Origin of the sequence: Komagataeibacter rhaeticus (genome assembly GCF_011611525.1) — a bacterium.
In the GTDB taxonomy this organism is placed as follows: Bacteria; Pseudomonadota; Alphaproteobacteria; order Acetobacterales; family Acetobacteraceae; genus Komagataeibacter; species Komagataeibacter rhaeticus.
Window position 1 is genome coordinate 3,143,384 of sequence record NZ_CP050139.1, and the last position, 13,702, is coordinate 3,157,085.

The following is a 13,702-nucleotide window of genomic DNA, read 5'->3' on the forward strand; positions in this document are numbered from 1 at the left end:
GCCTCTTCACCGGCTGCCGCGCCCCATGCGGCACGACGTGGGTTTCTGAAGGGCTGAATACTCGTCATGCTATCGGTACCGCTTGGGCGTCTTGTCGCTTTCTGTTCCCGTCATGCCATTGCGGTCGTGGCGGGTTTTGCCCTCCTGATCGCGGGTGCCACCTATGCCAGCTATGCGCTGCTGGGGGTCACGACCGATACGGACCAGATGTTCTCGGCCTCACTGGACTGGAAAAAGCGCTCTGACGAGATGGGCCGCCTGTTTCCGCAAAAGCAGGACCAGCTTGTTGCCGTGATCGACGCGGCCCTGCCCGAGGAAGCCCAGCAGACAGCACTTGGGCTTGCGGCAAGGCTGCGTGATGACCACACCCATTTCAATTACGTCACCACGCCACAGACCGACCCCTATCTGGTGCGCAACGGCCTGATGTTCCTGGACCCCAAGGCGCTGGAGCGCGTGCTCAACACCACCATCACCGCCCAGCCCTTCCTGAGCGAACTGGCCGCCGACCCCTCCGGGCGCGGCCTGTTTGATGCGCTGGACCTGATCGCGCTGGGCATAAACCAGGGCCAGGCCGATCTTGGCCCCTTCCGTAGCGCGCTGGGCGGCTTTGCCACCACCTTGGAACATGCCGTGTCCGGCACGCCCGAACCGCTTTCGTGGGAGCGGCTGCTGGCGGGAGACCTGGCCGACCTGGGGGGCAAGTTCCAGTTTGTCGTGACCCAGCCCAAGCTGGATTATGATTCCTTCCAGCCCGGGGGCGCCGCCGCCGATGCGATCCGCGCTGCTGCCGCCGAACTGCCCTTCGTCAAGAGCGGGCGGGCGCATGTCCATATCACGGGCGATACCCAGATTGCGGATGAGGAATTCGCCACCGTGGCCGAAGGCATGGTGGCGGGCCTGCTCGGCTCACTGGTGCTGGTCTCGCTGTGGCTGGTGCTGGCGGTGCATACGTGGCGGGTGATCGTGCCCATCATCATAACACTGGTGTCGGGGCTGCTGCTGACCACGGGCTTCGCGGCCCTTGTGGTGGGCAAGCTGAACCTGATCTCGGTGGCGTTCGCCATCCTGTTCGTGGGCATCGCGGTGGATTTCGCCATCCAGTTCTCCGTCCGCTTCCGCGCGCAGTCCCTGCCCGATGGCTCGGCACCCGGCATTGTCCAGGCGCTTGAGCAGACCGGGAACGAGACCGGCCACCAGATCCTTGTCGCCGCCATGGCCACATCGGCGGGCTTCCTGGCCTTCACCCCCACAGCCTTCGTGGGCGTGGCCCAGCTTGGGCTGATCGCGGGCTTTGGCATGGTCTTCGCCTTCGTGTGCACGCTGACGCTGCTGCCCGCCCTGCTGCGGCTGTTCCGTCCCACGGCGGGGCATGGCACCATCGGCTTTGGCTGGGCACGCCCGGTGGATACGGCCATCCGCCACCACCGCAAGCCCATACTGGCCGTGTTCGTGGCGATTGCCCTGGTGGGTGTGGCGCTGGTGCCGCGCCTGACCTTCGATGCCGACCCATTGCATACCAAGAACCCGAAATCCGAAGGCATGGTCACGCTGGGCATGCTGATGTCCGAGCCACAGTATTCGCCCTATACGGTGGATATCCTGATGCCCACCCTGGATCAGGCCGCCGCCATGTCGGACAGGATTTCCGCCCTGCCGCTGGTGCATGACGCGCTGTGGCTCGGCTCGCTCGTGCCGGCCGACCAGAAGACCAAGCTGCCGCTGATACAGGATGCCGCCAGCATCATGCTGCCCACCCTGATCGTGGCCAACCCCAAGCCCGCCCCCGATGCCGCGGAACTGAAGGCCGCCGCCGCCAAGACCGCGGCCGAACTGGGTGGCGTGCTGGACAAGCTGGCCGCCGATGACCCGCTGCGGCGCATCCAGTCGGCCCTGGCCCACCTGTCACAGACCGATGACCAGCGCATCCTGGCCACCAACGAGGCGCTGGTGCGCTTCCTGCCCATGCAGCTCGACATGCTGCGCGGCATGCTGCAGGCCAGGCCGGTCGGCATTGCCGATGTGCCGCCGCAGCTGGCGCGTGACTACCTTCTGCCCGATGGCCGCGCACTGGTGGAAATCCACCCCACGCGCGAGATGAAGGGCAACCGCGCGCTGCACACCTATGTCAGCGAGATCCAGAAGATCGCCCCGATGGCGGCAGGCTCCGCCATCGACATCGTGCAGAGTGCGGCAACCATGGTGCATGCCTTTGTCACGGCGGCGGCGGCGGCCATCGTCATGATCGCCATCATCCTGGCGGTTGCCCTGCGCAGGCTGCTCGATACGGCGCTGGTGCTGGCCCCCCTGCTGCTCTCGGCCCTGATGACGGTCATCCTGATCATCGTGGTGCCCGAACAGCTCAACTTCGCCAACATCATCGCACTCCCCCTGCTGCTGGGGGTGGGGGTGTCGTTCAACATCTACTTCGTCATGAACTGGCGGGCGGGCATCCGGTCGCCACTGTCCAGCCCCACGGCGCGCGCGGTACTGTTCTCGGCGCTGACCACGGGCACGGCGTTCGGCTCGCTGGCGGCATCGCACCATCCCGGCACGGCCAGCATGGGGCGGCTGCTGCTGCTCTCACTGGCCTGCACGCTGGTGGCGACGCTGATCTTTGTGCCCGCCCTGCTGCCCAAGCGCGCGATCGACAAGGAATAGCTGCTGGCAGGGAAGACAAAAAAAGGCCGCATCCCGATGGGGGCGGCCTTTTTTCATGGAAAAGTTTTTGGGCGCCGCCTTTTTTCAAAAAGACGGCATTCTTTCAAAGCTTTTTGAAAAAAGCTTCACCAAAAACTTTTATCCCTTTATTCGCTCCCGGTGCCGGACTTGAACCAGACCTCGACCGGGCCCGTGACCTTCATGGTCATCGGGTTGCCAAAGCGGTCCGTGGCACGCCCTACCGCCAGACGCACCCAGCCTTCGCTGATGCAGTATTCCTCGACATTGGTTTTCTCGACGCCCTTGAAGCGCACGCCAATGCCACGCTCAAGCAGGGCCTCGTTATAGAAGGGGCTGGCGGGATTGACGGACAGGCGGTCCGGCGGGGTATCGGTCATGGCTGGTCTTTTTTCCGTATGCTGAACGTGAAACGCTGTCTGACATAGCGGCAATGCCGTTAGTCTCCAACACCCTGACCTGCATCTTCCTCCACCACACGGATCACCGCCTGCCCCCGGGTGATGTCGGTGATGCGGGTGCGGACCTCCGCTTCCCGCGCCACGGGCAGGGCGATATGCATGCCAACACCTGCCGCGCCAAAATCCTCGCCCACAATCTGGCAGTCCATGCCCTCCAGCCGCGCGCGTAACAGGGCATGGTCGGAAAAACCGCAGGTGAAGGTCAGGGATACCCTCTCCACAATCGGCACACGCGCGGCCGTGCGCAGGCATTCCGCCGCCGTGCCGCCATAGGCGCGCACAAGACCGCCCGCGCCCAGCTTGGTGCCACCAAACCAGCGCGTGACCACCACCACGGTGCGGTCAAAGCCCTGTCCCTCGATCACCTGCAGGATGGGACGCCCCGCCGTGCCACCGGGCTCACCCGCATCATCGCTGCGATAGGTCTGGCCAATCAGATAGGCCCAGCAGTTATGCGTGGCATCGGGGTCACTGACGGTGGCGATGAATTCCATGGCCTCCGCCGGTGTTGCCACGGGCGCGGCCTGTGCCAGGAAAATGCTTTTCCTGACTTCCCGCTCCAGCATGGCGGGTTCACGCAGCATGAAGCGTTCGGGCGCGCTCACCCGGCCGCCTCCTCCATTGCCCCCGTAAACAGGCTGACCAGATCACCCAGATGGCCGATTTCCTGTATGCCCAGCCCATCCGGGGCGGTGGGCCTGCGGTTGCCGCGCGCGATCCGGCGCGGCAGGAAGGCGTGTTCGAATCCCAGCTTGTGCGCTTCCTTCAGCCGTGTATCGGGCTGCGAGACCTGACGGATCTCGCCCGACAGGCCCACCTCGCCAAAATAGACCGAACCGGCACTGGTGGGCTGGCCGGTGGCAGCGGAGACAAGGGCGGCGGCCACCGCCATGTCGGCCGCGGGCTCCCCAACGCGCAGGCCACCTGCGATATTGAGGTGGACATCCATGGCGTTGAGCTTAATGCCGCAACGCGCTTCCAGCACGGCCAGCAGCATGTTCAGCCGCCCCGTATCCCAGCCCACCACCGCACGCCGCGCGCCGCCATCCCCCGCCTTGGGCGAAAGCAGGGCCTGCACTTCCAGCAGCACGGGGCGCGTGCCCTCCATGCCCGCGAACACGGCGGAGCCGGCAATGTGCCCCCGCCGTTCGGCCAGGAACAGGGCGGAGGGATTGGGTACTTCCTCCAGCCCCTGATCGGTCATGGCGAACACACCGATCTCGTCAGTTGCGCCAAAGCGGTTCTTGGCCGCGCGCAGGATACGGAACTGATGACCACGATCGCCTTCGAAATACATGACCGCATCGACCATGTGCTCCAGCACGCGGGGGCCAGCCAGCGCCCCTTCCTTGGTCACATGACCCACCAGGATCAGGCTGAAGCCACGCTGCTTGGCCAGGCGGATCAGTTCAAACGCGCAGGCGCGCACCTGGCTTACGGTACCGGGCGCGCTTTCCACCGTTTCCATCCACATGGTCTGGATCGAGTCGATCACCACCAGCGCCAGATCCTTTTCCGCCTCCAGCGTTGCCACGATATCGGCCACGTTGATGGCGGCGGCCAGTTCCAGCGTGGGCGCTTCCAGCCCCAGCCTGCGTGCGCGCAGGCGGATCTGGTCCACGGCTTCCTCGCCCGAAATATACATCACCTTGCGCCCCGCGCGTGCCAGCGCGCAGGCACCCTGCAGCAGCAGCGTGGACTTGCCGATACCAGGGTCACCGCCCACCAGCACGACCGAAGCCGGGACAAGCCCGCCACCCAGCACGCGATCCAGTTCGCCAATCCGGGTTTCGATCCGTGGCGGTGGCGGCGTATCGCCCGCAAGGCCAACAAGGTTGATGCGGGCGCCACTGCGCCTGCGGGCATTGGTGCCGCCGCCGGCGGTCGGTTCGACCGTTTCCTCCACAATGCTGTTCCACGCGCCACAGGCATCGCACCGGCCCGACCACTTGGGAAAGACCGCCCCGCAGGACTGGCAGACAAAACGGTTAGCGGGCCGACGCGCCATGATGGCTCCCTGGACAAGAACAGATCGTGTATATCATATATGGAGCGACTGGCCGCAAAAGTCAGGGAAGCCCTTAGCCAAACAGGAAAAAGTTTTTGGTGAAGCTTTTTCCAAAAAGCTTCGAAAGACGCCGCCTTTTTGGAAAAAGGGGGCACCCAAAAATTTTTATCTTTATTTATCAGTTAATTACGAACATCTACCTTGATTGGCCCCTCGCGGCGGCCATGGGTAAACTGGTCCACCACCGGGTTGCCACTGTCAAACAGGGTAGAGGGCAGCCCCTGCCAGATCAGCCTGCCTTCGTACAGCATGCCCACCTGGTCCCCTATGCGCTGGGCGGAGGCCATGTCATGCGTGATGGCGATGGCGGTGGAACCCAGCTTTCGTACGCAGTCGGCAATCAGCCCGTCAATCACGGCGCCCATGATGGGATCAAGACCGGTCGTGGGTTCATCGAAGAACAGGATCTCGGGGCGGGCGGCGATGGCGCGCGCCAGTCCCACGCGCTTCTGCATGCCGCCCGACAGTTCGGCGGGCGAGAGCGCGCCCACGGCGGGGTCCATGCCCACCTGCTCCAGCAGTTCGGCCGCGCGCGCCTGCGCCTGCGTGCGGGTCAGCCGCGGGCCATGACCCATGCGGGCGGCCGCCGTCAGGCCGAAGGTCACGTTTTCCCACACGCTCAGGCTGTCAAACAGCGCGCCGTTCTGGAACAGCATGCCGATCCTGGCCATGTACGGCTCACGCTCGCGGGCGGACAGGGTGGTGACATCCACGCCGTCAATCTCGATGGAGCCGGCATCGGGCGTGATCAGCCCCAGTATGCAGCGCAGCAGCACCGACTTGCCGGTGCCCGAACCGCCAATGACCACGAATGACGTGCCACCCATCACATCAAGGTCCACCCCGTCCAGCACCACCTTGGGGCCGAACGCCTTTTTCAGGCCGCGAATGCGGATCTTGGGGGTTGCGTCACTCATTGGGAAAAGAACACATCCGTCAGAAGGTAATCGAAGGTCAGCAGCAGGATCGACGCCGCGACCACCGCCGCCGTGGTGGCCGCCCCCACCCCTTCGGCCCCGCCCCGGCTGTTATAGCCGTGATAGCAGCCCATGAGCGCGATCAGGAACCCGAAGATCGCGGCCTTCACCAGCCCCACCGTCACATCCATCACCTTGAGCGAGGCGATGGTGGCGGCAATGTAGGCGGAAGGCGAGAAGTCCAGCTTCATCACGCATACGGTAAAGCCGCCCAGCACACCCAGTATGTCCGCCACCAGCACCAGGAAGGGCAGCGCCAGCGTACCTGCCACCAGCCGGGGCGTGACCAGGTATTTCATGGGATTGGTGGACAGGGTGCTCAGCGCGTCGATCTGGTCGGTCACGCGCATGGTCCCGATCTCGGCCGACATGGCGGCCCCCACGCGGCCCGCCACCATCAGCCCCGCCAGCACCGGCCCCAGTTCGCGCGTGACCGCCAGGATGACAATCCCGGCGATGGCGTTCTGGGCATGGTACTGGGCAAAGCCGGTATAGGACTGCAGCGCGATCACGCCACCGGAAAACAGCGCGGTCAGCGCCACCACGGGCAGGGAAAAGAAACCGATCTCCACCAGCGTGCCCCACAGGATACGCCAGTAAAAGGGGGGACGGACCACATGCGACAGGGCGCGCGCGGCAAAAAGCGCCACCTTTCCCGCCATGCGGACAATGTCCAGAACCGCCCGGCCCAGTCCGGCAACAAAATCAAGAACGCCGTTCACAAGGCCTCCAGCGCTTGAGGGGCACGCCACAGCGGGCGCCATATCCTGCGGACATGCTCCCTGCCCTAGCGCGCGGCGTGCCCCACGTCAAAGCGAAAGCACCTGAGGCACGCCACCATCCGTCACGATGCCCCCTGGCCAGCCGCGCGCCGTTCACAGGCCTGCCGCCACATGTTGCATGCCATCATGCACACGACACCCGCCATGATCACCATGGCCAGCGGCGCCGGGCTGTGAAAGGCCACATGACCCATGATGAAGCCGCTGGCCGCGGCAAGGGAGAACTGGATCGTCCCCATCAGGGCCGAGGCACTGCCCGCCTGGTGGCCGTGATGGGTCAGGGCCATGACCGTGGCATTCGGCCCGATAAAGCCAAGGCAGCCGGTAATGCACATGACCAGCACGCACACCAGCAGCGGATGCCCCACCCCCGCCACCCCTGCCAGCGACAGTACGAGGCACGCCACCGCCGCCACCGTGACGCACCCGATCCCGCCATCGACCAGGCGGGAAAGGTCGATCCGGTGGACCAGGCGTGCGTTGATCTGGGCCGAGACGATGAACATCGCGGCGTTCATGCCGAAGAAGGCCCCGAACTGCCCCGGCGTGAAACCCAGCAGATGCTCGAACACCATGGGAGCGGAGGTGATGTAGGCAAACATGACGAAGGAGGAAAAGCTGTTGAGCAGCGCGCTGGACATGAACACCGGCTCACGCACCAGCCCGCCATAGCGGCCGATCATGCCAGCCAGGGAAAAGGGGATGCGCCGGTCCATCGGCATGGTATCGCGCAGGGTGGCCAGCACCGTCACCAGCCCCACCATGCCGTAGCCGACCGCGATCCAGAATATCCACCGCCAGTGCCCGACCGACAGTACAAGACTGCCCAGCGAGGGTGCAAGGATGGGCATGACGCCAAAGACCAGCATAAGCTGTGACATGATGCGCGCGCCCGGCGCGCCGGTGGCCACATCGCGCACGATGGCGCGCGGCACGACCGCGCTGGCCGCCCCGCCCAGCGCCGAGACGAACCGGCACACACAGAACAGGTCGAACCCGTCCGCCAGCGCGCACCCCATGGACCCCGCAATGAACAGGACCAGCCCGCCCACCAGCGGAATCCTGCGCCCCAGCCGGTCGGAAATGGGGCCAAGGCTGAACTGCCCCACCGCCAGCCCCGCAAACCATGCCGCAAGCGTAACCTGACTGGCCCCCGCATACCCGCCCGCCAGGTCACTGTCCATAAAGGGGAAGGCAGGCAGATACATATCCGTGGACAGGGGACCGATGGCCGTAAGCAGGCCCAGCAGGGCGATCATCCAGTACGGCATGGCGGTGGCGGGCGTGGTACGGGCGGGCATGGGAATCCGGCGGGAAAGGACAGGAGGCGGGCACGGCCACGGGCCGCGCGTGATGCATATCCGCCTATTGCGGCGGCCTTGTCCACAACCATGTCACATGCAACCCATGCGCCATGTGCGCCCCCCGCCGCAGCCGGCGTGGCTCAGACCCCGAAACCGGCCACCAGCGCCGCAAGCCCCACCTGCCGATGGCGTTCAAGGCGGGCTGCGACCAGCACGGCGCGGGCTTCCGCAATCGCCGTATCCAGATCGGAATTGATGATGACGTGATCGAATTCGTTCCAGTGCGAGATCTCGTCACGCGCGGCCTGCATGCGGCGTGCGATCTCATCGGCTTCGTCCGATGCGCGGCCGGTCAGGCGGCGCTCCAGTTCCTCGATGGAAGGCGGCAGCACGAACAGGCTGATCACGTCATCGGGCAGGGCCGCGCGGATCTGGCGGTGGCCCTGCCAGTCAATGTCGAACACCATGTCGCGCCCTTCCGCCAGGGCCTGCTCCACCGGGGCGCGCGGGGTGCCGTAGCCCCGGCCGAACACGGTCGCCCATTCCAGCATCTCGCCCGCCTGGGCCATGCGCTCGAATTCTTCCATGCTGCGGAAATGGTAATGGATGCCGTCGCTTTCCCCCGGTCGGGGCTGGCGGGTGGTGACCGATACGGAATGCAGCAGCTGTGGCTCGGATGCCCGCAGCGCATTGGCGATGGTGGACTTGCCTGCGCCCGAGGGTGCAGAGATAACCAGACAGACCCCCCGGCGCCGGACCGGCGGGGCGGATGCTGTTCGGGGGGGGAGGGATGTCTGGCTCATGCGGCTCTCCTTGGTCGTGGCATCCCGACAAATGCAGGCCGGGGCGCGCAAACGGGGTAGCGCAGTTCTAACAGGGTGTATGTAATCTGCGAATATGAAACAGGATTCGATACTCATTACAGGTGCCTCGTCCGGGATCGGGCGCGGGCTGGCCCTTGCCCTTGCCCGGCCGGGCCGCACGCTCCATCTGGGTGGGCGCAACGGGAACAACCTGCGCGATGTCGCGGCGCGGTGCATCGCCCGGGGGGCGGACGCCCACATCCGCGTACAGGACGTGTGCGAACGCAGGGGAATGGAAGACTGGATCACCACGGCCGGGCCGCTTGACCTTGTATTCGCCTGCGCGGGCATCACCGCCTCCACGCGCGGGGGGGAGGAAGCCCCCTATGAACCCGATGACCAGATCCGCCGCATGTTCGCCACCAACATGGATGGCGTGCTGAACACGGTGCTGCCTGCCCTGCATGTCATGCGCCACCAGCCACGCGGGGCGGACGGGATGCGCGGGCGGATCTGCGCCATGGCATCGGTGGCGGGGCTGGTCTCGTTCCCCGGCACGCCGTCTTACTGCGCATCCAAGGCGGCGGTGGACCGCTTCATCGTGGCGACGGGTGGCAACATGGCGCGCGCGGGCATTGCCCTGTCCAGCGTGACCTGCGGCTTCGTGGCGACCCCCATGACCACGCAGAACCGCTTCCCCATGCCCGGCCTGACCCAGACGGGCGATGCCGTGCGCGCCATCCTGGACGGGGTTGCGCGCGGGCGGCGGCGCATCTCCTTTCCATGGTGGCTGGCGGCGGGGTCACGCTTCATGGACCTGCTGCCGGTCAGGATTGCGGAATCCTATTATTTCCGCCAGCCCGCCGGCCAGGCGGGCACCATGGCCGAAACGGGACTGGACGCGGCCACCGGGCCGGTGCCCGCGGCATGAAGCGGAACCCCGTGAAAGACCGGACCGGAAACCGGGCGTGAATCTCTGTCGTGTCTTCATCCTGCGCCCGGTGGCCACCACCCTGCTGGCGGCGGCCATGCTGCTGGCGGGACTGCTGGCCTACCGCACGCTGCCGGTGGGTGACCTGCCCGATATCGCGGTGCCGGTCATCTATGTCATGGCCACCCAGCCCGGTGCGTCACCCCAGCAGATGGCCAGTTCCGTCACCACGCCCCTGGAGCGCAGGCTGGGCCAGGTGGCGGGACTGAGCGAGATCGAGTCCGATTCCAGCCAGGACAATGCCTTCATCCTGCTGACCTTTGATGAATCGACCAATATCGATTCCGCCGCCAATGATGTGGAGGCCGCCCTGCGCGCCGCCCGCGCGGACATGCCCGCGACACTGGAATCACAGCCGGAATACTGGAAGGCCAACCCTTCCGACAACCCGGTCATGATCCTGGCACTGACATCGGACACGCAGCCGGTATCCGAACTGTATGACATTGCCAAGACACGCCTGCAGCCGCTGCTGGCGCAGGTACAGGGCGTGGGATGGGTGGAGATTGCCGGTAGTTCCGCCCCCGCCGTGCGGGTGGAAATCAACCCGTGGCCCCTGTTCAAATACGGGCTGGGGTTCGAGGATATCCGCTCCGCCCTGGCATCGGCCAATGCCAACACGCCCAAGGGCATCATAGAGAACGACACAACCCGCTACACGCTTGCCACCAATGACCAGGCCCGCACCGCCGCCCAGTACCGTGACCTGGTGATCGGCTACCGCAGCGGCCACCCCGTGCGGCTGAGTGATGTGGCGAGCGTGCGCAACGGGGTGGAGAACGAACGGCTGGCGGGCTTCCTGAACGGGCACACGGCGGTCATGGCGATCATCCGCCCGCGCGCGGGGGCCAACGTCATCCATGTGATTGACGAGATCAAGGGCCGCCTGCCCGCCCTGCGCGCGGCCCTGCCCGGCGGCGTGGTGCTGACACCGGCCATGGACCGCTCGATCACCATCCGCGCCTCCCTGGCCGATACGCAGTGGACGCTGCTGGCCTCCGTCGTGCTGGTGGTGGCGGTGGTGCTGGTGTTCCTGCGCACGCCGCGCTCGACCCTGATCCCGGCCATTACCGTGCCCGTCTCGCTGGCGGGCACGCTGGCGCTCATGGCGCTGTTCCATTTCTCGCTCGACATCCTCTCGCTCATGGCACTGACCATCGCCACGGGCTTCGTGGTGGATGACGCCATCGTGGTGCTGGAAAACATCGCCCGTCACATGGAAGCGGGCATGAACCGTTTTGACGCCGCCCTGCAGGGTTCGCGTGAGATCGGGTTTACCGTGATGTCCATCACCATCTCGCTGGTGGCGGTATTCCTGCCGCTGCTGCTGCTGGGCGGCACGCCGGGGAAGGTGTTCTTCGAGTTTTCCATGACGCTGGCCATCACCGTCACCGTCTCACTGCTGCTCGCACTCAGCCTGACACCGATGATGTGCAGCCTGTTCCTGGAGGTGGGGGAACCCGCGCCCCCACCGCCCACAGCACCCTGGTGGCGGCGGTGGCCACGCGCCGTGGGTGACTGGCTGGAGGCGGGCTACCGGCACCTGCTGCGGTTTTACGAGCGCACGCTGGACGTGGCGCTGCGCCACCATGTGCTGACGGCGCTCAGCCTGCCGCTCAGCCTGGCACTGATGGTGGGGGTGATCGTGCTCATGCCCAAGGGCATCCTGCCCAAGGAGGACGTGGCCATGGTGATGAGCTTCTTCCGCGCCGACCAGACCACCTCCTTCCCCGCCATGAAGGAAAAGATCCGCGCCATAAGCGATGCGATGATGGCCGACCCCGACACGCAGGAAGTCGTCGCCTTCTCCGGTGATACCAATATCGAGGGGCAGGCCTTCGCCCAGATGATCGACCGGACCCGGCGAAGCGACGGCCCGGACGAGATGATCGCGCGCATCCACAGCCGGCTGGAACATATTCCGGGGCTGGATGTCTCGATGTTCTCGGCAGGTGACATAAGCGGCGGTGGCGGCCGGCAGAAGGAAGGCGCCTACCGCTACCTGCTGACCAGCGACAGCGCGGAGGACATCTACACCTGGGCCCCGCGTCTGGTGGCGGCGCTGCGTGACGCCCCCGGCCTGCGCGACGTGACGACGGATGTCATGAACAATGGCGCCGCCATCCATGCCGACGTCATCCGCGACCTTGCCGCGCGTTACCTGATCACCCCGCAGCTGGTCAGCAACACGCTGTATGACGCCTTTGGCCAGCGCATCGCCTCGAACATTTCCACATCCCTTGCCACCTACCATGTGGTGATGGAAGTGGCCGAACCGTACCGTACGTCCCCCGATATCCTGCGCTCCTTCCGCATTTCCACTTCTGGCGGGACGGCGGGTGGCGGCACGGTGTCCAACACGGTGCGGGTGCAGGCCGATACCACCGCAAGCCGCAGCACGCAGCTCAGCCAGCAGTCCTTCCGCAACCAGATCGAGAACCGGCTGGCGGGCGGTGCGGGGGCGTCCAGCGGGTCGGCCGTGTCCTCATCGGCGGAGACGATGATCCCGCTCTCGGATGTGACAAGGCTGGTGCCGCGCCCCACATCCATTACCGTGTCGCACAAGGGGGGCTTCGTCTCGGCGGCCATTTCCTTCAACCTGGCCCCCGGCACGGCGCTGAGCGATGCATCGGCCACGGTGGAGGAGACCATGATCCGCCTGCATGTGCCGCCCTCCATCCACGGTGGCTTTACCGGGCAGGCGGCCCAGTTCCAGTCCGCCATCATCAACGAGGTGCTGATCTTCATCGCGGCCCTCGTCACCATCTATGTGACGCTGGGCATCCTGTATGAGAGCTACATCCATCCGCTGACCATCATGTCCACCCTGCCCTCCGCCGGGGTGGGGGCGGTGCTGGGGCTGTGGGTGACGGGGCAGGAGTTCTCGCTCATCACCATGATCGGGATGATCCTGCTGGTGGGAATCGTGAAGAAGAACGCCATCCTGATCGTGGATTTCGCGCTGCATGCCGAACGTGACCGGGGGCTGGACCCGCGGGTGGCCATCCGTGATGCGTGCATCCAGCGCTTCCGCCCCATCCTCATGACCACGCTGGCGGCGGCCCTCGGGGCGGTTCCCCTCATCACCAATGGCGGCTATGGCGTGGAGATGCGCCGCCCGCTGGGCATTACGGTCGTGGGCGGGCTGGCAATGAGCCAGCTGCTGACGCTCTACACCACGCCGGTCATCTATCTTTACATGGAACAGCTGCGCGCATGGACGGTACGGCGTGCCGGAAGGCTGTTTGGAAAGCGGGCCTGAAAAAAATCTTTCACCCAATAAAAAAAGGGGGTTGCAGGGGCTGGAACCGTCGGCTAAAAGCCCCCTCACGACGCACCCGTAGCTCAACTGGATAGAGCACCAGACTACGAATCTGGGGGTTAGAGGTTCGAGTCCTTTCGGGTGCGCCACTTTCCTTGAAAATCCGGTTTTGTTTTTTAATGGCTTCCAAGGAGCCATTACGCAAAACGTGGAAAGTTTCTGGTGAAGCTTTTTCCAGAAAGCTTCAGGAAATGTCGCCTTTTTGAAAAAAGGCGACCCCCAGTAAACTTTTATCCTTTTCCAGCGCCTTCCCTGCACACGGCATGAGAAAAAAGATCAGGTGCCTGCGGCCTGCGGGGCTGCTACACGGTAGCT

At 65.2% G+C, this 13,702-nt stretch carries 10 protein-coding genes and 1 tRNA gene; 4 read left to right on the forward strand and 7 right to left on the reverse strand.

Features of this window, described 5'->3' with window-relative positions; genetic code table 11:
- Positions 1-66: 66 nt before the first annotated feature.
- Entirely contained in the window at positions 67-2,661 is a 2,595-nt protein-coding gene (locus GWK63_RS14425; RefSeq protein ID WP_034930310.1) for an MMPL family transporter, read from the forward strand.
- Between the two features lie 146 nt (positions 2,662-2,807).
- Here GWK63_RS14425 and GWK63_RS14430 read toward each other — a convergent pair whose 3' ends face one another.
- The 7 genes from GWK63_RS14430 to gmk form a co-directional block, all read right to left on the reverse strand.
- Positions 2,808-3,059, reverse strand: coding sequence for a DUF3297 family protein (locus GWK63_RS14430; RefSeq protein WP_007397293.1), 252 nt, complete (start codon positions 3,057-3,059; stop codon positions 2,808-2,810).
- 59 nt (positions 3,060-3,118) lie between these two features.
- Positions 3,119-3,745 (reverse strand): IMPACT family protein, encoded by a 627-nt coding sequence (locus tag GWK63_RS14435; RefSeq protein ID WP_007397292.1) that lies wholly within the window; start codon positions 3,743-3,745, stop codon positions 3,119-3,121.
- On the reverse strand, positions 3,742-5,148 hold the full coding sequence (gene radA, locus GWK63_RS14440; protein WP_039998545.1) for a DNA repair protein RadA: 1,407 nt from the start codon (positions 5,146-5,148) through the stop codon (positions 3,742-3,744). The genes GWK63_RS14435 and radA overlap by 4 nt, the downstream gene beginning before the upstream one ends.
- 182 nt (positions 5,149-5,330) lie before the next feature.
- Complete coding sequence (locus tag GWK63_RS14445; protein WP_007397290.1) at positions 5,331-6,125, reverse strand: ABC transporter ATP-binding protein; 795 nt, start codon at positions 6,123-6,125, stop codon at positions 5,331-5,333.
- Positions 6,122-6,907, reverse strand: coding sequence for an MlaE family ABC transporter permease (locus GWK63_RS14450; RefSeq protein ID WP_007397289.1), 786 nt, complete (start codon positions 6,905-6,907; stop codon positions 6,122-6,124). Before GWK63_RS14450 ends, GWK63_RS14445 begins: the two co-directional genes overlap by 4 nt.
- A gap of 122 nt (positions 6,908-7,029) precedes the next feature.
- Complete coding sequence (locus GWK63_RS14455; RefSeq protein ID WP_034930305.1) at positions 7,030-8,268, reverse strand: multidrug effflux MFS transporter; 1,239 nt, start codon at positions 8,266-8,268, stop codon at positions 7,030-7,032.
- 143 nt (positions 8,269-8,411) lie between these two features.
- A complete protein-coding gene (gene gmk, locus GWK63_RS14460; RefSeq protein ID WP_034930302.1) occupies positions 8,412-9,074 on the reverse strand; it encodes a guanylate kinase in 663 nt (220 codons plus the stop codon).
- 94 nt (positions 9,075-9,168) lie between these two features.
- On the opposite strand from gmk, the gene GWK63_RS14465 reads away from it, so the two are divergent.
- The 3 genes from GWK63_RS14465 (at position 9,169) to GWK63_RS14475 (ending at position 13,476) form a co-directional block, all read left to right on the forward strand.
- Positions 9,169-10,005, forward strand: a complete 837-nt coding sequence (locus GWK63_RS14465) for an SDR family NAD(P)-dependent oxidoreductase (protein WP_007397285.1) — start codon at positions 9,169-9,171, stop codon at positions 10,003-10,005.
- 37 nt (positions 10,006-10,042) lie between these two features.
- Positions 10,043-13,327: an efflux RND transporter permease subunit gene (locus GWK63_RS14470; RefSeq protein ID WP_039998544.1), complete on the forward strand. Its 3,285-nt coding sequence runs from the start codon at positions 10,043-10,045 to the stop codon at positions 13,325-13,327.
- Between the two features lie 72 nt (positions 13,328-13,399).
- Positions 13,400-13,476: transfer RNA gene (locus GWK63_RS14475), tRNA-Arg, on the forward strand.
- The last annotated feature ends 226 nt before the right edge of the window (positions 13,477-13,702 follow it).